The organism is Coprobacillus sp. AF33-1AC, from assembly GCF_003475785.1.
Lineage (GTDB): Bacteria > Bacillota_I > Bacilli_A > Erysipelotrichales > Coprobacillaceae > Faecalibacillus.
Window position 1 is genome coordinate 68,517 of the sequence record NZ_QRQB01000005.1, and the last position, 21,982, is coordinate 90,498.

Annotated in this window: 25 protein-coding genes, 1 tRNA gene and 2 other annotated features; of the genes, 3 read left to right on the top strand and 23 right to left on the bottom strand. The window is 30.2% G+C overall.

Going from position 1 to position 21,982, the window contains the following annotated elements:
• Positions 1 to 49: 49 nt before the first annotated feature.
• From obgE to DWZ53_RS03480, 23 genes are all read right to left on the bottom strand, one after another.
• Positions 50 to 1,330: a GTPase ObgE gene (gene obgE, locus DWZ53_RS03380; protein WP_118431997.1), complete on the bottom strand. Its 1,281-nt coding sequence runs from the start codon at positions 1,328 to 1,330 to the stop codon at positions 50 to 52.
• Positions 1,331 to 1,376: 46 nt separating this feature from the next.
• Positions 1,377 to 1,661, bottom strand: coding sequence for a 50S ribosomal protein L27 (rpmA, locus tag DWZ53_RS03385; protein WP_118431999.1), 285 nt, complete (start codon positions 1,659 to 1,661; stop codon positions 1,377 to 1,379).
• Between the two features lie 4 nt (positions 1,662 to 1,665).
• Entirely contained in the window at positions 1,666 to 1,989 is a 324-nt protein-coding gene (locus DWZ53_RS03390; protein WP_118432001.1) for a ribosomal-processing cysteine protease Prp, read from the bottom strand.
• A 2-nt stretch (positions 1,990 to 1,991) separates the two neighbouring features.
• Positions 1,992 to 2,300: a 50S ribosomal protein L21 gene (gene rplU / locus DWZ53_RS03395; RefSeq protein ID WP_118432003.1), complete on the bottom strand. Its 309-nt coding sequence runs from the start codon at positions 2,298 to 2,300 to the stop codon at positions 1,992 to 1,994.
• Positions 2,301 to 2,315: 15 nt separating this feature from the next.
• Positions 2,316 to 2,387: a sequence feature (ribosomal protein L21 leader region), on the bottom strand.
• A 41-nt stretch (positions 2,388 to 2,428) separates the two neighbouring features.
• Complete coding sequence (locus tag DWZ53_RS03400) at positions 2,429 to 3,163, bottom strand: site-2 protease family protein (RefSeq protein ID WP_118432005.1); 735 nt, start codon at positions 3,161 to 3,163, stop codon at positions 2,429 to 2,431.
• Positions 3,138 to 3,695: a peptidoglycan DD-metalloendopeptidase family protein gene (locus DWZ53_RS03405; RefSeq protein WP_118432007.1), complete on the bottom strand. Its 558-nt coding sequence runs from the start codon at positions 3,693 to 3,695 to the stop codon at positions 3,138 to 3,140. The genes DWZ53_RS03400 and DWZ53_RS03405 overlap by 26 nt, the downstream gene beginning before the upstream one ends.
• Positions 3,696 to 3,735: 40 nt before the next feature.
• Positions 3,736 to 4,521, bottom strand: coding sequence for a septum site-determining protein MinD (gene minD, locus DWZ53_RS03410; protein ID WP_118432009.1), 786 nt, complete (start codon positions 4,519 to 4,521; stop codon positions 3,736 to 3,738).
• On the bottom strand, positions 4,509 to 5,090 hold the full coding sequence (locus DWZ53_RS03415; protein WP_118432011.1) for a hypothetical protein: 582 nt from the start codon (positions 5,088 to 5,090) through the stop codon (positions 4,509 to 4,511). The genes minD and DWZ53_RS03415 overlap by 13 nt, the downstream gene beginning before the upstream one ends.
• Complete coding sequence (locus tag DWZ53_RS03420; protein ID WP_118432012.1) at positions 5,065 to 5,598, bottom strand: hypothetical protein; 534 nt, start codon at positions 5,596 to 5,598, stop codon at positions 5,065 to 5,067. The genes DWZ53_RS03415 and DWZ53_RS03420 overlap by 26 nt, the downstream gene beginning before the upstream one ends.
• Positions 5,591 to 6,445, bottom strand: a complete 855-nt coding sequence (gene mreC / locus DWZ53_RS03425; RefSeq protein WP_118432014.1) for a rod shape-determining protein MreC — start codon at positions 6,443 to 6,445, stop codon at positions 5,591 to 5,593. The genes DWZ53_RS03420 and mreC overlap by 8 nt, the downstream gene beginning before the upstream one ends.
• Before the next feature lie 52 nt (positions 6,446 to 6,497).
• On the bottom strand, positions 6,498 to 7,172 hold the full coding sequence (gene radC, locus DWZ53_RS03430) for a DNA repair protein RadC (RefSeq protein WP_118432016.1): 675 nt from the start codon (positions 7,170 to 7,172) through the stop codon (positions 6,498 to 6,500).
• The gene (locus DWZ53_RS03435; RefSeq protein ID WP_158568173.1) at positions 7,166 to 7,549 is read right to left on the bottom strand and encodes an SPOR domain-containing protein; all 384 of its coding nucleotides are present in this window, start codon (positions 7,547 to 7,549) and stop codon (positions 7,166 to 7,168) included. Before DWZ53_RS03435 ends, radC begins: the two co-directional genes overlap by 7 nt.
• A gap of 198 nt (positions 7,550 to 7,747) precedes the next feature.
• A complete protein-coding gene (locus tag DWZ53_RS11165; protein ID WP_199589048.1) occupies positions 7,748 to 7,906 on the bottom strand; it encodes a hypothetical protein in 159 nt (52 codons plus the stop codon).
• A gap of 144 nt (positions 7,907 to 8,050) precedes the next feature.
• A complete protein-coding gene (locus tag DWZ53_RS03440) occupies positions 8,051 to 10,672 on the bottom strand; it encodes a valine--tRNA ligase (protein ID WP_118432020.1) in 2,622 nt (873 codons plus the stop codon).
• On the bottom strand, positions 10,650 to 11,330 hold the full coding sequence (locus DWZ53_RS03445; protein WP_118432021.1) for a hypothetical protein: 681 nt from the start codon (positions 11,328 to 11,330) through the stop codon (positions 10,650 to 10,652). The genes DWZ53_RS03440 and DWZ53_RS03445 overlap by 23 nt, the downstream gene beginning before the upstream one ends.
• Before the next feature lie 28 nt (positions 11,331 to 11,358).
• Positions 11,359 to 11,560, bottom strand: a binding site (T-box leader).
• A gap of 16 nt (positions 11,561 to 11,576) precedes the next feature.
• A complete protein-coding gene (locus DWZ53_RS03450; protein WP_118432023.1) occupies positions 11,577 to 12,503 on the bottom strand; it encodes a hypothetical protein in 927 nt (308 codons plus the stop codon).
• Positions 12,478 to 13,170: a LysM peptidoglycan-binding domain-containing protein gene (locus DWZ53_RS03455; protein ID WP_118432025.1), complete on the bottom strand. Its 693-nt coding sequence runs from the start codon at positions 13,168 to 13,170 to the stop codon at positions 12,478 to 12,480. The genes DWZ53_RS03450 and DWZ53_RS03455 overlap by 26 nt, the downstream gene beginning before the upstream one ends.
• Before the next feature lie 55 nt (positions 13,171 to 13,225).
• On the bottom strand, positions 13,226 to 13,834 hold the full coding sequence (yihA, locus tag DWZ53_RS03460; RefSeq protein ID WP_118432027.1) for a ribosome biogenesis GTP-binding protein YihA/YsxC: 609 nt from the start codon (positions 13,832 to 13,834) through the stop codon (positions 13,226 to 13,228).
• A gap of 52 nt (positions 13,835 to 13,886) precedes the next feature.
• The gene (gene lon, locus DWZ53_RS03465) at positions 13,887 to 16,208 is read right to left on the bottom strand and encodes an endopeptidase La (protein WP_118432040.1); all 2,322 of its coding nucleotides are present in this window, start codon (positions 16,206 to 16,208) and stop codon (positions 13,887 to 13,889) included.
• Between the two features lie 46 nt (positions 16,209 to 16,254).
• Positions 16,255 to 17,535 carry a trigger factor gene (gene tig, locus DWZ53_RS03470; protein WP_118432029.1) on the bottom strand — a complete coding sequence of 427 codons (1,281 nt, stop codon included), beginning with the start codon at positions 17,533 to 17,535 and terminating at the stop codon, positions 16,255 to 16,257.
• Positions 17,536 to 17,608: 73 nt separating this feature from the next.
• On the bottom strand, positions 17,609 to 18,532 hold the full coding sequence (locus tag DWZ53_RS03475; RefSeq protein ID WP_118432031.1) for a hypothetical protein: 924 nt from the start codon (positions 18,530 to 18,532) through the stop codon (positions 17,609 to 17,611).
• The gene (locus tag DWZ53_RS11170) at positions 18,529 to 18,669 is read right to left on the bottom strand and encodes a hypothetical protein (RefSeq protein WP_199589050.1); all 141 of its coding nucleotides are present in this window, start codon (positions 18,667 to 18,669) and stop codon (positions 18,529 to 18,531) included. Before DWZ53_RS11170 ends, DWZ53_RS03475 begins: the two co-directional genes overlap by 4 nt.
• A 13-nt stretch (positions 18,670 to 18,682) precedes the next feature.
• Positions 18,683 to 19,684 carry an asparaginase gene (locus tag DWZ53_RS03480; RefSeq protein ID WP_118432033.1) on the bottom strand — a complete coding sequence of 334 codons (1,002 nt, stop codon included), beginning with the start codon at positions 19,682 to 19,684 and terminating at the stop codon, positions 18,683 to 18,685.
• Between the two features lie 89 nt (positions 19,685 to 19,773).
• Here DWZ53_RS03480 and DWZ53_RS03485 point away from each other — a divergent pair, with 89 nt between their 5' ends.
• The 3 genes from DWZ53_RS03485 (at position 19,774) to DWZ53_RS03495 (ending at position 21,338) form a co-directional block, all read left to right on the top strand.
• On the top strand, positions 19,774 to 20,691 hold the full coding sequence (locus tag DWZ53_RS03485; protein ID WP_118432035.1) for a GerMN domain-containing protein: 918 nt from the start codon (positions 19,774 to 19,776) through the stop codon (positions 20,689 to 20,691).
• 45 nt (positions 20,692 to 20,736) lie between these two features.
• A complete protein-coding gene (locus tag DWZ53_RS03490; protein ID WP_118432036.1) occupies positions 20,737 to 21,201 on the top strand; it encodes a metallophosphoesterase in 465 nt (154 codons plus the stop codon).
• 60 nt (positions 21,202 to 21,261) lie between these two features.
• Positions 21,262 to 21,338 (top strand) — tRNA-Arg (locus tag DWZ53_RS03495).
• Positions 21,339 to 21,982 lie beyond the last annotated feature (644 nt).

Sequence of the window (21,982 nt, forward strand, 5' to 3'; positions counted from 1 at the left end):
ACATAATTTTATTAAGCGATAAATAAAAAACCTTGATACAAAATCAAGGTTAATCATAGAATTCAAATTCGAAGTCAAGAATAGAAACAATATCTCCATCTTGAGCACCAGCTTGTCTTAAAGCTTCATCAATTCCCATATTTCTCATTTTAATTGATAAACGTTTAATCGCATCATCACTAACTAAGGACGTCATAGAAACTAAGCGTTCAATCTTCTTACCAGTGATATTCCATTGACCATTTCCTAAATTATGAACAACAAATGGTGCTTCCTCTTCTTTCATTGTATAAACAACAGTATTTTCTTGAATTTCTTCTTGATCAAATTTAGGTGCATTCTCTAGTGCATCAGCAACAGCATATAAAACTTGATCCACACCTTCATGAATAATAGCAGAGATTGGATAAACTTTAACATCATCCCCTACTTTTTCTTTAAAGCGTTTTAAGTTTTCCTCAGCACCTTCTTCATCAATCTTATTAGCAACAACAATTTGTGGTCTTTCTAATAAGCGATACTGGTATTGTCCAAGCTCTTCGTTGATTGTACAGTAATCTTCATATGGATCTCTTCCGTCTACTGCCCCCATATCAATAACATGAACAATTACACGACATCTTTCAATATGACGTAAAAATTGATGACCTAATCCTTTCCCTTGACTAGCGCCTTCAATCAAACCTGGTAAATCTGCCATAACAAAGCTACGACCATCTTTAACTTGAACAACTCCTAAGTTAGGTACAATTGTTGTAAAATGATAATCAGCAATTTCTGGACGAGCACGTGAAACAACTGATAAAAGTGTTGATTTTCCAACTGATGGAAAGCCGACTAACCCTACATCAGCAAGTAATTTTAATTCGCAAACAACATCAAATTTTTCACCGGGTTCTCCTCGTTCACAAATTTGTGGCGCTGGATTTCTAGAAGTAGCAAATCGCGCATTACCACGACCACCACGTCCACCTTTTGCAAGTACAACGTGCTGTTTATCCTCAGTTAAATCCGCCATAATTTTTCCTGTTTCAGCCTCAGTAATCTGAGTTCCAACGGGAACTTTAATAACACAATCACTAGCGTCTGCCCCATGCATTTTTTTAGGCATACCATTACCACCAGCACGTGCTTTATACACACGTTTATATTTTAAATCTAATAATGTTGATAAAGATGTTGTCGCTTCAAAAATGACGCTACCACCTTTACCTCCATCTCCACCTGCAGGTCCTCCTTTAGGTACATGGGCTTCACGACGGAATGCAACAGTTCCATCTCCACCTTTACCTGCTTCGATATAAATTTTAGCTTTATCTATAAATTGCACATTTCCACCTCTTTTCTAAAAAAAAATCCCTCGAAAGGGATTTAAATTATGCAGCTGGGTAAACTGAAACTTTCTTTCTATCTTTTCCCCATCTTTCAAATTTTACTACACCATCAACTTTAGCAAATAAAGTATCATCTCCACCTTTACCTACATTAGTACCTGGATGGATTTTAGTTCCTCTTTGTCTATAAATAATAGAACCTGCTGTAGCGAATTGACCATCTGCTAATTTAGCTCCTAATCTTTTTGCTTTAGAATCACGACCGTTTTTAGTTGACCCTACACCTTTTTTAGAAGCGAATAATTGTAAATCTAATTTGAACATCATGATGTTATTCCTCCTCATTGATTATCTGAATATATTGACCATAGCTATCCTTAATCGTTTCTAAACTTATAACAAGAGTCTCTAGAATCACTTGTAAAGTTTGATCACTTTTAACAATATCTATACTTATATTACCATTTTTCATCTTAATAAAACACATTTTTTTATCAAGATATCCCTTTTGTGCAATAGTATTGCAAACACCAACAGCGATTGCACTCACACCTGCACACACTAAATCTTTTCCATATTCGTCACTTTGTGCGTGACCAGAAATCTTTATAGAACTGATTTCTTGTTTTTTCTTTATTATCTTAATCTTAATCATGATTAAGCATTGATAGCATCAATAACTAATTTTGTATAAGGTTGTCTATGACCTTGTTTTTTATGATAATGTTTTTTAGCATTATATTTGTAGATTGTTACTTTCTTTTCTTTACCTTGTTTTTCAACAGTTGCTTCAACTGTAGCACCTTCTACATAAGGAGCACCAATTTTCACTGATTCATCTCCTACTAATAAAACTTTATCAAAAGTCACTTTTTCTCCTGCTTCAACTTCTAATTTTTCTACAAAAATAGTATCTCCAGCTTCAACTTTTAATTGTTTTCCACCTGTTTCAATAATTGCGTACATATCGCACCTCCTATAAATTTTTCTAAGACTCGCCAACCAAGGCAGCTTATTGCATTTAATACCTTTTATGTGCGGTTGTAGTCTAGAGGTCTACAACATTTGCATTATATCCAATATTTCAGCCAAAGTCAACGCTTTTTCATTGATTTTATCAAATAAAACTTCATTTCATCGAATGAATATGATTTTGTTTCAAATAGATAAAAATTTTGATAAGGTCGATAATAAGTTACTTTTCTATTAATTTTATATTTTCGTTTTTTCATCTTATCATGTAAAATTGTTTGAATATATACATAGCGATAATTTTTTAAATAGTCTATATTTTGAATTAATAAATAACTCAGTACAACCATCTTTCCTAATTCATGCGTTAAAACAAAACAGATACATAATGTTAAAAGAGAAAATTTAATTTGCATTTTTAGACAGCTTAAATAATCAAGAAAGTAACTCATTAACAACAAAGCTAACTTTGCGCCATCTAAAGGATAAATAGGTAATAAATTAAAAATAAAAATGGCGCGATTAATCGTATAAAAAAATTCATAGCCTGTAAAATAACAAATAAGCATCATCAATAAACTGACAAATAAACCACCACAAACAACCATTATATCCTCATATACAAAATGATATCCATAATCATCTAACGACAAAAAAGCACCAAATGGTAATACTTTGACTTGATTAATTTGATAATGGAAACAACAAGCCATAAATAAATGACCCATTTCATGCAACAAAACAAAAATAAGTGTCGCTATATATTCATGGGTACAACATGTAAAATAAGATAAACCTAAATAAATAAAAGTTAAGGGATGGATAATCCCTTTATTCCATCCCTTGATAAGTTTCATAATCAAGCTTTTTCCCTGATAAACTAAAATCAAGTGTTAATTCATTTTGATAGCTTCCAATACTCATCCCTTTTTTTATTTTTTGATTTTCTTTAACAACAACGTTTTTTATTCTTCCATATTTAATTTGAACATGTTGATCACTCATCACTGTAATAATATAATGATGATTCTTTTTTGTAATATTTGTAATTTGACCATTACTTAACGATAAAACTTCATTACTATTATTATAATAATAATTATCTTTGATTTGTTGATAAGTTACTTCATGACTGACTTTATGATCTTGAGGTAAGTAATCTAGTATCACTTGTGACATTTTTGTAATTGTTTGGTTTAACATTTTATTATTTAAAATCGTTCCCTCTAAATCATGATTTTTCACAATAATCAACGAAGATAAAATAACAACAATCATAACCATAAACCGTATCATTCCATTATATAACTTCTTAAAATGATAATCCGTGAGTGGTTGATTCCCTTTCCGTCTATTCATTCTTTTTCTCACTTCATCAAGTTCTGACATAACATCACCTAATATATCATATGAAAAAAATGGACAAATATTATTCAATCCCTAAAATAATACGACTAAACCATCCTCTTTTTTTACACTGAACATAGTCTACCTTATGACCCAAGACTCTTAATGCAATATGATGAAAACATTTATGTAATAAATGATCTTTTTTTAAATAAACAGGCATTCCTTTATTATTGGCTTCAATCATATCATGATGGTCATATACAATTCCTAAAACAGGTAAAGATAAAATATCAATGGCATCACTCACCATTAATGATTTACCACTTTCAATATCATCTTGATTCATTTTATTAATAACCATTGATATTTGATGAATTCCTTTTTTCATCAACAATCCAACAACCCTGTCGCTATCACGCAACGAGGCTAAGTCTAAGTTAACAACGACAATTGCCTCATGAGCGATACTCGTTGCATAATTAAATCCTTGTTCTACACCTGCAGGACTATCAATAATAATAAAGTCGTATTCTTTTTCCAAATGATGAATTAATGATTCCATAATCTTTGTATCTAATTGATCAAATGATAATGATTTACATGCTGGAAGCAAATGGAGCGTGTGCATTCTTTTATCCTTCACTAAAACCTGTCTAATATCACAACGTCCCTCCACTACATCATTTAAATCATAAACAACTCTATTTTCTAATCCCATCATGACATCTAAATTTTTTAAACCAAAATCACCATCAATCAAACAAACCTTAAGTTGATGATCAGCAAGTGCCATAGCAAGATTAACAGAAACACTGCTTTTCCCTACGCCTCCTTTTCCAGAAGTGACAACAATTATTCTTGACATATCAATTCATCCCCCTTGTTCAAGTATATTTGCTTATCCTTATAATAAAACAGCGTCATTTCTAAACTTGTAAAATCTTGTCGTACATTCCCAAAATATCTTATATTTGCATTTTTATAACAGCTACTTGATACAATTGCATTTTCATTTATCCCTTCAACCGTTCCCATAATTCCTTTTAAAACATAAAGTCTAGATTTAAAATAAACGATTGCCCCTGGATTAATTTGTCCTGTAATTAAAGTATCTTCATACACTGTAATGATTTCACCAGCGTGAATTGTTCGATCAATCAACTTCATATGTTGAACTGGTTTTGCTTTTTCTATAGCTATACCATCAAAAATAACAGCCTGACTTTCTAAAATGATATGTAAAAAAGTTTTCATTTGACTTTCATTCAAAATTCGACTTTTAAAATCAAAAAAAGCCTTTGGAAAATAATCTTTACTAACAAATAAAGATTCTTTCAAAAGACTTTTTAATTCCTTCATCAAAATATGAAAATCAACTTCGTCATCCATCATAAAAACCAAACGACCATTAAGACCTTTTACCAAAATATACATTATTATCACCCTCTATCTTTAATTTGTCATGGATGTAATAAACTAAATTATAACCGACAATATTAAAGATTACCGTTGGTAATAATCGGTTAAGCATATAAGTAACAATAAATAATTTTGTTACTTTTGTCATCCACATTAACCAATATATCACTACTTCTTGGGTGAAAATTGTCAAAACAACAAATAATAAAGCTTCAAAATATGTAAATTTTGATTTCTTTGTATAAAGTCGCCCAACAAAGGCAAAAACAACAAATAATAACATATACATTAATAATGAGTTACCATAAATCAAACTATAAAATCCACCACATATCAAAGCAAAAGGATAGCGCATATCTTCATCTATTGTATTATTTAACAAAGTGAACATAATTAATCCTAAATAAGGAATAATAGTAATTCCTTTATTTAAAAACGATTGTGGTAAATAGTATTTCAAAAGGTCATCACAAATAAAACAAACCAAGATAATTAATAAATATCTCACCAGGCGTTTATTCATGACTATTTACCTTCTTTACCACTGCCACATATGATAAATCATTAAAATTAGCCGCTGGTTTTACATACAATTTTGTCGTTGTTCCATCAGATTTAACACTTAGTTTTTTACTTGTACCAATATAAATACCCTTAGGACTCATGCCATCGCCACCTAACCCTGAGGTGTAAACTTTAGCATTCTTTTCCAATTTTTCCACATCGCTTAATAAAGTAATCGATAAATAACCACGATTAACATCATAGCCATCCATTAAACCATATAATGTATCATTGCCATTTAAAATCATAACTGGAACTTGTTTTGTTGGATTTTGAGTTGTAAGCAAGGAAACTGTAGCCGAAATTTCAGTTACAGAACTAATTGTACCAATCATTCCTTGAGAATCACAAACAACCATTCCTTCTTCCACATTACCCATACTACCCACATCAAGCAATATTTCATTATTCCAATTACTCGCATCACGAGTCACAACGCCTGCTGTTTTCGTCTTATACTCACTTGGTAAATAATTGATTTTTGTTAAATCTTTTAATTTTTTTATTTCGCTAGAAAGCACATCGGTGTTTGCTTCCACACTTGCATAAGAATTTAATTTTTCTTTTAAAATTTTGTTTTCTTGGTAAACATCTTTTAAAGCATTATATTCTGAAAATAAATCACCAACAAAGGATATTGGTTTCTTTATTAAATAATATTCAACAACAGCAATCGAATTACTAAACATTTTTTCTATCTTAGTTTGATTACGACTAATAAACAAAGAAAAAAATGAAAACACAAAGACTGCGACAATACATGATATAAGAATTCTTTTATTTCTTTTTTTTCTACGATTATTCAAAATATCACCCCTAGTCTTAATCATTATAAAGCCTAGAAGTAAAAAAATCAATCTAGTTTAAATGGTATATTCTATCACTTGCAAAACTGTAAAAACAATGATCACCAATAATTAAATGATCCACCATTTCTATTTCTAGTTTTTTAGCCATATTCATCAAATGTTTGGTCATTTGTTGATCTTGAATAGATGGCTCCGGATGACCACTTGGATGATTATGAATAAGCATGATTTGACTTGCTCCACAAAGTAAAGCTTCTTTAAAAACTTCTTTGCCCGTAAGCAAAGATGCTTGATCACTTCCTATAAACAGTAATTTTTCTTTAATCAATTCCAAACGATGATTCATACATAATAAAATCACTTTTTCTTGTTTTTCAAATAACAATTGATCTTTAACTACACAATAGCCATCCATCGGTTCTTTAATATATTGTCTTGTTTCTTTAAATGATGAGAGTCTTTTAGCAATCTCAACACTTGCTAGTATTTCTATGGCTTTAGCACTTTTAATTCCATTTATCTTAATGAGCTGATAATAATCAATCGTTTTTAGTTGATTGAAACCACCTATTTCATTTAATAAATGTTGTGATAACTCTAACACTGACATCTGTTTATTCCCTGTTCTTAAAACCAAAGCTAATAATTCTTGATTAGATAATGAATTAATTCCATTTTTAATAGCCTTTTCTCTTGGTCTTTCATTTATAGGATAATTTAACATTTCTTTAACTCCTTATATACATGTTCATATTTTTTATTTTCAATCTCATTTTTCCATCTCTCATTAACCAAATGTTCCTTTACAACACAAGTTATACCTTTTTGGCTAATTTGTTTTGCCTTTTGATTAGCTTCTTTATTACTTAAATAAACACCTTCTATAACAACATACTGCTTGTCCTTGTATGTATAACCTGTATACCCTTTTTCTTTTAATTGTTTTATCATTTGATCACTATTTTGCTTTTTTTGATATCTTCCAAGTTGTAGTACATACACTGACATTTCTACCTTTAATAAACGATCTCCATAAATAAATACGATGCTGTTCATCACCATCATCATTATCGTAAATAATACAATTGCTTTGCGATTCATCTTTTTCACCCCATAAAACATATGCACTTAAGATAAAAATATGAAAGGCATAAAGCCTTTCATCGATATTTTCTTAAAACAGAGGGATATAACTTGAAAACTTGATAAATTACATTCCATGAAATACAACAAATTGGGATGATAAAAAGACTTCCACCTTGTATTTCATAAAGTTCATTTGTTGATAATTCTTTCATTTTAGCGCCACTCAATAGAAATCAATCTTGGAATAGAAACTCTTCCCCCTTTAGAAAAGAGTATCTTATAGACCGCAGCACCCATAACAACACATACAATCCATGTCCCTACTGCTCCACCAGTTAATTCCATTTGTTCATTCACTGTTAGTTCATTCATCATTAAGCTCCTTTCTTTTAAGAACCAGACCAACCACTATCATTCTCACTATTTATATATAAAATTATGAGTTAAATTTCTTCTAAAAATTAAAAATAAATAAAAAAATATTCCTATCAGCAAGGATAGGAATACTTCTTATCTTTAATTCTTTGAAATTTTTTCTTTAACTGCTTCATATTTAGAAGTATAATCAGCTAATTTCTTTCTTTCTAAATCTACCTTTTCTTGAGGCGCTTTAGAAACAAATTTTTCATTATTTAACATATTAGTACAACGTTTTATTTCGCCTTCTAAATGTTTCAATTCACTCATTAATTTTTCTTTTTCAGCTTCTTTATCAACATATGCACCTAATTCTACAACAAGGTTACTTCCTCCTTGAATTGTTGCTGTTGCGACATCATCACTTGTTTCAATATTATAACCCGCACAAGATGCATGACATAATTTTTGAATATAAGGAACACATTGATCTAATAATGATTCTAAATTATTGTCTTTTGTTTCAATTGAGTAAGCTACTTCAATAGCGTTTTTAATTGTATAATGTGCTCTAATTTCACGAATTCCTTTAACAATATCCATTAAATAAGTAAATTGATCATTAATTTGATCATCATCAAATTCAGGATTAGCTTGAGGATATTTTGAAATACAGATAGATTCTTCTAAATGAGGAATAGCCTGATAAATTTCTTCAGTGACAAAAGGCATAAATGGATGTAACATTCTGACAATTGCATTAAGTACATAAACAAGAGTATGAACACTTGCTTGTTTTACAGTTTCATCATCACTATTTAAATGAACTTTTGTAAGTTCAATATACCATGAACAGAAATCATCCCAAATAAATTTATAAAGTTCACTACCTACATTAACAAACTCAAATTTATCCATGTTTGCATCAACTTCACGAATCACTTCATTTAAACGATTTAAAATCCATTTATCGCATAAGTTTAAATGATCAAATTTTAAATCTTTATATTCAAGATTTTCATCAGTATTCATTAAAACAAATCTTGCTGAATTCCAAATCTTATTAATGAAATTCCATGATGCTTCTAATTTTTCTGGAATATAACGTAAATCCATACCAGGTGCTGAATTCGTAGTTAAGAAGAATCTTAATGTATCAGCCCCATATTGATCAATAACATCCATTGGATCAACACCGTTACCTAGTGATTTTGACATTTTACGTCCTTGTTCATCACGAATTAAACCATGGATTAAAACATGTTCAAATGGTCTTTGTCCTGTAAACTCTAATGATTGGAAAATCATACGACTTACCCAGAAGAAGATAATATCATAACCTGTTACTAATGTATTTGTAGGGAAATATCTTTTAAATAATGGATCTTCTGTGTTAGGCCATCCCATTGTACTAAATGGCCATAAAGCACTTGAAAACCAAGTATCTAGTACATCTTCATCTTGATGCCAGTTTTCAGCATCTTGAGGAGGAACTTTTCCTACATAAACTTCACCTGTTTCATTATGATACCAAGCCGGTACTTGATGTCCCCACCATAATTGACGGGAAATACACCAATCTTCAATATTTTCCATCCATTGATTAAAAGTTTTTTCATAACGAGGTGGTACGAAGTTAACTTTAGAATCTTTCTTTTGATTTTCTAAAGCAGCTTTTGCTAGTGGTTCCATCTTAACAAACCATTGTTTTGATAAATAAGGTTCAACAATAGCCCCAGAACGTTCTGAGTGTCCAACTTGGTGAGTAATTTTTTCAATATGATCAACAACACCTTGTTTTTCAAAGTCTGCTACTAACGCTTTACGACATTCAAAACGATCCATTCCTTGGTATTTACCACACATTTCATTCATTGTTCCATCATCATTCATACAAATAGGCATATCTAAATGATGCTTTTTTGCTAACGCAAAGTCATTAGGATCATGTGCAGGTGTACATTTCATGACTGCTGTACCAAATTCACGATCAATATAACTATCAGCCATAATTGGTAAAGCTTCTCCATTAGCTGGGTTAATTGCTTTTTTACCAATAATATCTTGATAACGTTCATCATCAGGATGAACGAAAATAGCTTGATCGGCAAACATTGTTTCTGGTCTTGTTGTTGCAATGACTAACTCACGATCACTATCTTCTAATTTATATTTAAAGTAATACATCGCACCTTCAATTTCTTTATGAATAACTTCAATATTACTTAAAGCCGTACGTTGAACTGGATCCCAGTTAATAATACGTTTCCCTTGATAAATATATCCCTTTTCATAAAGACGTACAAAGACTTCTTTAACAGCTTCACTTAATCCTTCATCCAATGTAAATCTTTCTTTAGAATAATCTAACGATAAACCTAGTTTTTCCCATTGCGCACGAATAATTGAAGCATATTCTTCTTTCCAAGACCATGCTTTCTCTAAAAATTTTTCACGTCCAATATCATAACGAGAAATACCTTCTTCACGCATTCTTGCTTCTACTTTTGCTTGAGTTGCAATTCCTGCATGGTCCATTCCCGGTAACCATAAAGCATCGTAGCCTTGCATTCTTTTATATCTAATAATCATATCTTGTAAAGTTGTATCCCAAGCATGGCCTAAATGAAGTTTCCCAGTAACATTAGGTGGTGGAATAACAATAGCATATGGTTTTTTAGACATATCTCCTGCTCCAAAATATTTTTTTTCGATCCAATGTGCATATTTTCCTTTTTCTACACTTTGATGATCATATTTACTCGCTAATTCTTTCTTCATCTTTTTCTTCTCCCTCTTGATTCAAATTAATAAAATCATCTTTATGTTCTTTGATGTATTGGTTACATTTTTCCATAACTCCCCCAGAACGAATCATAGCGATAAGTTCATTAGTAAAGTCAGAAAAATTATAAGTTGCATAATCACTATCTTCATCAATTTGATCTTCTTGATCATTTTCAATTAAAATAGCTAAATGTTCTGCTGCTTGTAATAAAGTAGATATTTCATGACAATGAATTGTTTCATAAGCTTCTTTATAGTATGGACGACATTGGCAATAAGGTTCTGTAATAAAGAATGAGTGAATAGAACCTTTACCTCCTTGAAGTGAATTTTCTACTTGATAAATCGTATAAATCAATTTTTCTCCGTGTGTTAAATTATCAACAAATTGACCTACTAATTCTTCTTGATCATAATATTCATCTTCTTTAGCCATAATTTGAAAAATAACAGCATGAGTTAATTCATCCAATGGGATATCATCAAACATTTCGCTTGTAATATGACTATATTTTTCTTTCTTTTCATCATAAAGTGCTTGTTGAGCAATTTGTTTTTTCTTTAATTCTCTAAATCTTTTTAAGAAAAAATAAGCTAAAACCACACATGCCCCAACAAATAAAAACCAAATTAAACTTTTTGCGAATTCCATAATTTCCTCCTAATAAAAAAGCCGTCCATCTAAGGACGACTTATCGCGATACCACCTTAGTTCATACATACGTATGCCCTCAAAACTTTAACGCAGTTATACGTGTTAAACTACTATCGTTCATCTAACATGCTCAAAGGCTACCTTCATTTCTGCCATCTCCCTATTTCCACCATCAAGGGTCTCTATTAGACTTATAAGAAATTACTCCTCCTCGTCATTGCATGTATCATTTTACCAAATTGCTTACTTATCGTCAATTCTAATCTTTTTATTTATTTCTTTAACAGCATTTAAATAATCTAAGAAGTAAGACATTTGAATAACATTATAAACCTCATCTTGACTTAATACCACTATTGGAACAATAGATAATAAACATTGAAGCAGTCTTATTTCACTGTCACATAACTCAACATGTTTTAAATAATGATCACAAAGGCAATCTTGATAATATAATAATTGAGGATGATTTTGATATAAGTGATACAAATCATAAACACAAAAATCAATTTTTAAATGATCTATTGAGATAAGCTTTCTTTCTTTAAAATAAACATGATCAAAATCAAAATGATTATAAGTCAAAGCAAGTCTTATTTCTTTTTTATTTTCGATTAGTTTACAGTATTGATCGAGATAAAAACAAGCATTTTTTAATGTTTCATCAATCCGATAATAATTCAATACAAGCATCCATCCTGAAGGAGAACGAAACTTTAATGTTTCAAACCGCTTCATTAAGTCTTGATAATAAATCATTCTTTCTTGGATGGTCTGCTTTAAATGTTGATATTGCTCTTTAAAAAAACAATCAGATACTTGATGATAAAAAAAAGAATGTTGATGTAGGTGGGCAAGACATTCAAAATAAAACTTTAATTTCATATCATCAACAATCCCACTATCTTCTTCCAAAGCTTTCATTACATAAAAATAGCGTTCTTTGTAAACTGTTAAATAATGATGTTGATGATTGATGATAACACTTACAAACTGTGGCAAACGTAACGCACACAATGAATGATAATGTTTTTCCAAATTTTGATTATCAACAAATTTTAAATAATACTTTCCCTGGTCCGTTTTTAATTTTAATACGCCATCATTAATTTTGATAAAACCAATAACATGAATAGAATAATAATCATGAATGGTCTTTTGTAATAACATAAGGTACGATGATAACCTGCCCAGGTTCAGGTAACACTCCTTGATTGTAAGTTCTAATCATTTCTTCATCTACTTGATATTTTGTTGCAATTTGACTATAGCTATCATTATCTCTTGCTACATATAAATAATAAATCCCCATATCTTCATGATTTTCTTTTTTTTCATCTCTTTTTTTAGTTTCATAAGTTGTTTGAACGGGTTCATCTTCTTTTTTGATATCTTCTACAGATTCCGCCTCTTGAGGTAACACCTCTTTTGTTTCTTGTTCTTTAATCGATCTTGATAATGCTTCGATTTCATCTAATGTTTCTTGATTTTGATCAACAATGTAACGATCTTCCCCTTGTTTAACACCATGGACACCTACTTCAATTTTGACCAATATATTTCCCTTATCAATGGTATACTGAAAATCTTCTACTTTTAGTTGAAAGTCTTGTTGATCAATGATCTTATCATAAGGAGCCATAATATCTAATTCTACACTTTCAACAAAAGTTTTTTCCTGATCACTTAAATAATCACCTTTAATCATGAGTTGTCCTAAAGCACGTACTCCAGCATTTTCTATTTTATAATTAATAGATTCATCTACTGTTAAACTCTTTAATTCTTTTAATCGATGTGATAAATCAATCCACTTTTCATAAATAATTTTTTGCATATTTACCCTCCTATTTTATTGTATGAATAAAATAGAAAGATATGAAAAAAGGTGATTAAATCACCTCGTCAAAATTAATATCACATAATTTATATATAGCTTGCCAAGCTTCATTAATACCTTTTTTCTTTAAACTTGAAAAACGAATAAATTGATCTTGAGGATCAAAATTTAATGTATCCTTGATTATCTTTTCATTTTTCTTTAAATCATTACGTTTTAACTTATCTTCTTTGGTAGCAACAACAATAACCGGCACATCGTAATGTTTAACAAATTCATACATCATCACATCATCCTTTGTTGGTTTATGACGATAATCTACCAATAAAATAAATCCTTTAAGAGTAGAACGATGCGTAATATATTCATCCATCGTTTTACCAAATTGTTTAGTTACATTGTTATTAACTTTAGCATAGCCATAACCAGGAACGTCTACAAAATAAAGGGCATCATTGACATTAAAGAAATTTAATGTCTTTGTTTTCCCTGGTGTTCCAGATACTTTTGCTAGTGCTTTACGATTTAACATTGTATTAATAAAACTACTCTTACCAACATTTGATCTACCTGCTAAGCACATTTCAGGAAAATCTTCACTTGGCCATTGACTTTTCCAAGCTGCTGATAAAACGTATTCTGCTTTTTTTATTTTTGCCATTTTTCTCACCAACCTTATTATAACAGTAAAAAACGAGAATCCAATATTCTCGTTATTTTACCATTGCATGTTCTAATACTGTATCAATATTATCAGCTAAAACAATTTCTAAATCTTTTTGAACTGATTCAGGAATTTCATCAATATCTTTTTCATTATCTTTTGGAATAATAATTTTCTTAATTCCCGAACGATGAGCTGAAATAGATTTTTCCTTTAAACCACCGATTGGAAGCACTTGACCACGTAAAGTAATTTCACCAGTCATGGCTACATCATCTCTTACTGGTTTATTCGTAAACGCTGAATAGATGGCTGTTGTTAAAGTAACCCCAGCAGATGGACCATCTTTCTTGATTGCTCCTTCAGGTACATGGATATGAATATCTTCCTTATCAAATGGAACATCACATAATCCATATTTTTCCTTATTGGCTTTCATATAGTCAAGAGCAATAGATGCTGATTCTTTCATAACATCACCTAATTGTCCAGTAATAATAAATTTACCACTACCTGCAAAATGATTAACTTCAATTGGTAAAATATCTCCACCAAATTGAGTATAAGCCATACCAGTAACAACACCAACTTGTGGTGATTGTAGTTTCTTAGTATGATCAAAAGGTGCTTTACCTAAAAATTCAACTAATTTATCACGATCTACCGTTACTGATTCTTGTTTATCTCTTAAAATAGCAAGAACAGTTTTACGACAAATTTTAGCTATATATCTTTCTAATTCACGAACACCCGCTTCACGTGTATAATGTTGAATCACTTCCATGATAACATCATCACTGATTGTAAGTTGTTCTAGTTTTAAAGCGTGTTGTTCAAGTTGTTTTTTAAGTAAATGTTCTTTAGCAATGATAAGTTTTTCTTGTTCAGTATAACTTGACACTTCAATAATTTCCATACGATCTCTAAGAGGTGCAGGAATAGAACCTAAATCATTTGCTGTCGCGATAAATAAGACATGTGATAAATCATATGGTTCTTCTAAATAATTATCTGAGAATTGACTATTTTGTTCTGGGTCTAAAACTTCAAGCATTGCACTTGTAGGATCCCCTTTATAATCACTAGACATTTTATCAATTTCATCAAGTAAGAATACAGGATTAATAACCCCAGCTTTTTTCATTCCTTGAATAATACGTCCTGGCATACTACCTAAATAAGTACGACGATGACCACGAACTTCTGATTCATCTTTGACACCACCAAGTGATGCCTTAACAAATTTACGGTCTAAAGCACGCGCAATACTTTTAGCGATACTTGTTTTACCAACCCCTGGAGGACCGGCTAAACAAATAATCGGTGCCTTAAGTGACTGTGTCATTTGTTTTACAGCTAAATGTTCAACAATTCTTTCTTTAACTTTCTTTAATCCATAATGATCAGCTTCTAAAATAGCTTCTATTTCTTTGATATCTTCACGATCTTTTGTTGTTTGATACCAAGGTGTTTTCATTACCCAATCAATATAAGTTCTCACAACATTTGCTTCTGATGAAGCAGCAGGCATTGTTTCAAATCTTCTTAATTCTTCTTCAATTTTATCTTTGATGTATTGAGGATAAGGATTATTTTCTAATTTTTCACGAATACCATCAGCATCATCTTCTTTAGGTACTGTATCACCTAATTCTTCTTTGATTGCTCTTAATTTTTCTCTTAAGTAATATTCACGTTGATTTTCATCAATACTTTCTCTTACTTTACGATTAATTGATTCTTCAATTTGGTTAATGACTTTTTCAGATTCAATCGAATTTAAAACTAATAACAATCTTTCATTAATACGATTTTCTTCTAAAATCTTTTGTTTTTTATCTAAGTCAATTGGTAAATATTGACCAATTGTATCAGCTAATAAACTTGCTGATGTACCATTAGATACAAGAGCTAGACTTTCAGCTGGAATATGAGGCATGTTACGTTTAGCTTGTTCAAAGTAAGACATTGTACTTCTTACTAGAGCGACTTCCTCATTAGCATCTCCTACTACGTCTTCCATAACTTCCACTTGAGACATAATAGTATTATTAGTATTTTCAAAACTTAATAGTTTTACTCTTTTTTCACCAATAACAGTTAATTTAATTGTACCTGCACTATCGCGTCGTACTTTTTTATCAATTTTACATAATGTTCCAATATGGTAAACATCATTAAAACCTGGGTGGTCTTCAACTGGATTGATTTGTGAAACAAAAACAATATTATTATCATATTCACTTCCTGCTAGCTCTAAAGCTTTTAAACTTAAAGGACGTCCAACATCTAAAGTCAAACGATTTCCAGGAAAGACAATCATCCCTCTTGTACATACGACAGGAAGATTTAATATTGTATTTTCATTCATCATAAAAAACCTCCTTTTTTACAAAAAGACGCTTAAGCGTCTTTAATTATTTTTTTAAGTTATCTTTTACTACGTTTAATGCTTTTCTTGTAAGTAAATCATTTTCAATGCTTGTCATATTATTTTCGAAGATTTTTTTAACGTCATCTAATTCTCTTTGATAATATTTAGCAATTTCTTCTAATTCTTTTTCTAATTCTTCATTTGAAACTTCAATTTTTTCAGCTTCAATAATTGCACCAAGAATTGCATTTAATTTAACACGATCTCTAGCTTGATCTTTAACATCTTCTTTAACATCTTCTTTACTTTTTCCAGTAAATTGTTGATATAAATCAAATGTCATTCCTTGTCTTTGTAAGTTTTGTTCAATTTCACGAAGCATTGCTTCACATTCTTGTTCAACTAAAGCATCGCTTTCTTCTACTTTAGATGAATCAATAATTGCTTTGAATAAATCTTCATTGAATTTATTTTCAACATCTTGTTGTTTTTGTTCTTTTAATTGTTTTTTGATATGTTCTTTTAATTGTTCTAATGTTTCAACACCATCAATATTAACGTCTTTAGCTAATTCATCATCAGCTTCAGGTAATGTTTTTTCTTTAATTTCATGAACAACAACTTTGAATGTTGCTTCTTTACCAGCTAAATCTTTAGCTTGATAATCTTCTGGGAAAGTAACTTGAATTTCTTTTTCTTTATCAACACCCATACCGATTAATTGATCTTCAAATCCAGGAATGAATGCTCCTGAACCGATTTCTAATGGATAGTTTTCACCTTTTCCACCTTCAAATGGTTTTCCATCTACAAAACCTTCAAAATCAATAACAGCAGTATCACCTTTTGCTACATTACCTTCTTTTACAGATAATTCAGCAAATTGTTGACGATAGTTTTCTACTTGTGCTTCAATATCTTTTTTAGCTACTGTTGCACGTCCTTTTTTAACTTCTAAACCTTTGTATTCTCCTAATTCTACTTCAGGTTTAACTGGACAACTAATTTTTACTTTTAATGTTTCTTCATTTACTTCTTCAATTGATAATTGAGGTTGAGCTACAGGTACAACTTCTGCTTTTGTAAGAATAGCAACATAATTTTTTTGTAAAATTTGATCAGTTGCTTCTTGTAAAATACTTGCTTTAGAAATTCTTGCTTTTACTAAAGCAGCAGGTGCTTTACCTGGTCTGAAACCATCAACTTTAACGCTTTTAGCTAATTTATTTGTTGCAGCTTCTTTTGCTTCATCCCATTCTTTTTTATTAAATGTTACTTTAATTTCTGTAACAGCATTTTCTAATCTTTTAGTACTTGTTCTCATAATATTCTCCTTATTTCGTGTCAACTAGCATTATATACTAACATTTTTTTAAATTCAACTATATTCATAAATTTTAATATTCAATTCCTTGAATTACTTTTAAAATACGATAAACGTCCTCTTTATCGCAATTATAGGCGAATTCAATATCTTCTATTTCAACATCTATATATTGTAATAAAGCTAAATGATAATGGATTGCTCCAGCAATAGGTCGATAATCTTGTTCATCTATATATTGAGGATAAACTTGATATAAATAGAAGTCTAAAAATTGTAAACATAATTGAAAAAGTGATGGATTTTCATCTTCTAATACTTGTGATAACAACTCACTTATTGTATAACTTGCTTCTTGTCCTAAAACATGAGGAGCAAAACTTGGATTGACATCATAACTAACATGATTTTTAACCAGTTCCATATCTTCATCGATTTCTTGATCAATCATGATTTCTACTAATAAACTTTTAGCAAAATCAGGCTTATCATTATTTTTTATAAACTGACGAATGGCAGGAAGCATTCTTCTTACATTCATGGCTTCAAGTTGTTCAATAGCCATATATAATAAATCTTCACTTATATCTTCTTTAATTAAGATGTTTTCTATCTCTTCTTCAGAAAAACTTGTATTTTTAATACCCATTCCTTGATTAGCTTCTTGTTTAGCTAACAACAATTCATCATAAGCTGTATTAAATACCGTTTCATATTGATAAGGAATATAAGGCATAGATAATTCTTCAACAATCATATTAATGGCTTCTTCATATTCTTCTAAATCTTTTAATATAGAAACATAGATAGCTACAACATCATAATAAGTCTCACTAGCTAACGCCTTTGCCTTCATGGCTTCCCTTTGAGCTTGTTTTAATTCTTGCATACCATATAAACAAACAAGACGAAGATAACGTACTTGTTCATCATCTAGATTATTAAGATAAGTGAGTGCTTCTTGATATTGACCAGCTTGTATTAATTCTTCAATCATTTTTCATCCTCTTCTTCTAATGTAAAATCATAATTCATTTCAGGTTGTTTTTCTTCTTGACTTTGTAATTCTTCAATAATTTTTGTATAAGCTTCAGGTTTACCTACCTTAGCAAAATCATCATCTTTTAATGGCATATTATCACCTCTTTTATTTACCTAATATATCATGCGCTATATCTTGATAAAATAGTTTTTTAATTTGTTTGAATGATTTTAAGTTTTGACCTTTAATCCACATTCCTTTTGCGACCACTGCTTCTAAATTCATATCTCTTGCTTCTAAATAATCGCATTGACCCATTAATGACTTACCTACTTCATAAATTGAAACATGGGATCCTTCAGACATAACTTGAGTTGAAAGAATAAGTAATTTTTCTCCTTCAGGGTAACTGTTTTGTTTTGTTACTAAAGCATCAAATAAATGTTTAGGAATTCCTCCTACACCAAAACCTTCAATAACAATAACATCATAATGATCATAAATAAAATCAAAAATATCAGGATGACTGCATGGTGTTAATTTTAATAAAAAAACACGATCAGACATCTTTGTTGTCATCTTTAAAGATTCTTGATAAGGAGCATGTTGTATGTATTCAATAACTTGATTGTTTCGTACAGTAGCAACATAAGGATAATTCACACTTGTAAATGCTTGGTATGAAAGTGAATTCACTTTTTTAGCTCTTGTCCCAGTGATAACTTTACCACCAAAAACAACCTTAATCCCTCTTGTCCCTTCATGCATCATATAATAAAAACTATCTCTTAAATTAATTAAAGCATCTGTTGAATCATATGATATTGGCTTTTGTGCCCCTGTTAAAACAATAGGTTTATTAGCATTTTGAATCATATAGCTTAATGCAGCCGAAGTATAAGCCATAGTATCCGTACCATGAAGAATTAAAAATCCATCGTACTTATCATAATTTTCCTGTATTGTTGAAACAAGTTTTTTATAAATCTCCACATTCATATTTGTACTATCAATTTGACATATACTTAAAATATCTACATGACATAATCCTGCAATATCAGGAATATACGATAAAAGTTCTTCACCTGTCATTTGAGGAATTAAACCAGCTTTATTTTCTACTGAAGCGATTGTTCCCCCTGTTGTCATTACTAAAAATGTTTTCATATCTTTCCATCCTTTATAAGTTCACTTTATTATAGAGTAAATGAATCATAAAAGTAAAGCCTGTACATATGATTTAATAGGTGAAGCTTATGAATCATAAATACATGAAAAACATTGCAACCCTTGCTTTATGTTTACTTTTTGTTTTTGCTTACTATCAAGTTGATTTTCAAAAGACACAATCAAAACAAAAATCAGTTACCTCAAATTATCATACTATTGTTTTTAAAGACCAAAGTGATACTTTAATTCCTGTCACTGTTAATTTAAAATGTGCCAACGAACCCGAAAACAACTATCGAGAAATGATTGAAACCATGAAATCATCAGATTATCAACATTTAGGCTTATACCCTATTCTTTCATCACAACTAGAATTACGCAATCTCATCATCGAAAAAACAGCACTTACATTTGACTTTTCTAATCATTTAAAAGTATCTAACAATCAAGAAGCTTTAGATATCTTTGAAGCCTTAAGTTATACTTTTTGTCATAATACGATTAATAAAATTAACCTTCAAATAGATGGCAAACCTATTTCTTATTTAAAAAACAGTACTATCAATACGAACTGTATCACACAAAATTTAGGTATTAATAATTTTCAATCATCATCAAATCATCTTTATCAAACATCTTCTGTTTTAGTCTACAATCCAAAAACCATTGCCGGTCATACCTATTACGTTCCTACATCTACTCGTATTCAAAACAGTCATAACGATATATCACAAGAAGTCTCTTTATTGCTAGATCAAATTAACTATTCAACCAAAATAAAAACTAATGAACCATGTTCATTTGATCAAGGCATTCTTTCTGTTCATTTAGATGATAGTGTCTTACAAGATAGTGAAACTATTGACCAACATCTCTATTTACAACTCACTAAATCACTTCAAAGTCTTCCAGGTGTTAAACAAGTTGACCTCTATATTCATGATCAACTCATTGAAGAAAATAAAAAAGTCGATCATTTAATTGATAATCGTATTAAATTATAACTTACAAGCAAAAAAATATTTGTTATAATATGGCTGGTGATAAAAATGAAGAAAATCGTTGTTATGTCAGACAGCCATGGATTTCATCAAATGATAGATGAAGTTAAAAAACGAGAAAAAGATGCTGATTTTTACGTTCATTGTGGTGATAGCGAAGCTGAAGATGAACGAATGAAAGGATGGCTATGTGTAAGAGGAAATAATGATTGGTATAGTCATTTCCCTGAACATATCATCTTTCAGGCAGAAAAATTAAGATTTTATGTATGTCATGGTCATCGTTTTGGCTACTTTAATCGTGGTAACGCTATGTTACAAACATTGAAAGAAAATAATTGTGATGTTTTACTATCAGGACACACACATGTTCCTCAATGTGATGAAGTCAATCATTTCTATTTCATTAATCCTGGTTCTACAACGCTACCTAGAGGTGGCAGCGAACGTAGTTATTGTGTTATTATGGTTGATGGAGATCAAATTGATGTCACGTTTAAAACATTAAATTAAAAAAATGCTTGATACTTCTTTAATAATATGCTATTCTATTAAAGCAGTTGATAAGCAAGTGTCTACGTAGCTCAGCTGGATAGAGCACACGCCTTCTAAGCGTGCGGTCAGGGGTTCGAATCCCTTCGTGGACGCCATTTGTAAGTTAAGTCTTGATTATTCAAGACTTTTTTATTTTATAAAGATCATACAAATTTATATAAATAAAAACTGATAACAAATAAGAATACACAATGTTATCATTTTTTTCTTTTTAAGAATTACGTCTTCTCCTTACGATAATCAATATAATAAAAAAACATATTAAAAGTTTCATAATAATTACCTCTATCCATATTCTAACAAAAATTTTTTAAACGGCAAAATACCCATTAAATAAAATTAGCTAATATTCTTTATTTAATATCTTTGCTTATAATTTTTTGATAAGTTCTAACTAAAAAAACACCAACATCGCTTCCTCATTTTTTATCTCTACCTACACAAAAATAGGAGTGCCACCCCCGCCGACACAATATTTCAGTGTTTAAAGGGCGAAGGAGCACTCCTATAGAAATATTATAGGAAAAATAATAAAGTAATTCAATAGAAAATCTATAGAGTAACAAAACCAAAGTTAGCACCAGTATTTGTACCTTGTAGTCTTATTCTAGCAAAAATCCATATGGTAACAAAACAAACTTACTCCTTAACTGGAATCAAGTAATGTCTTATTCTAGCAAAAATCCATATAATAACAAAACCCACCTTTTATTTTTAGCAAAAATGCATTTGTCTTATT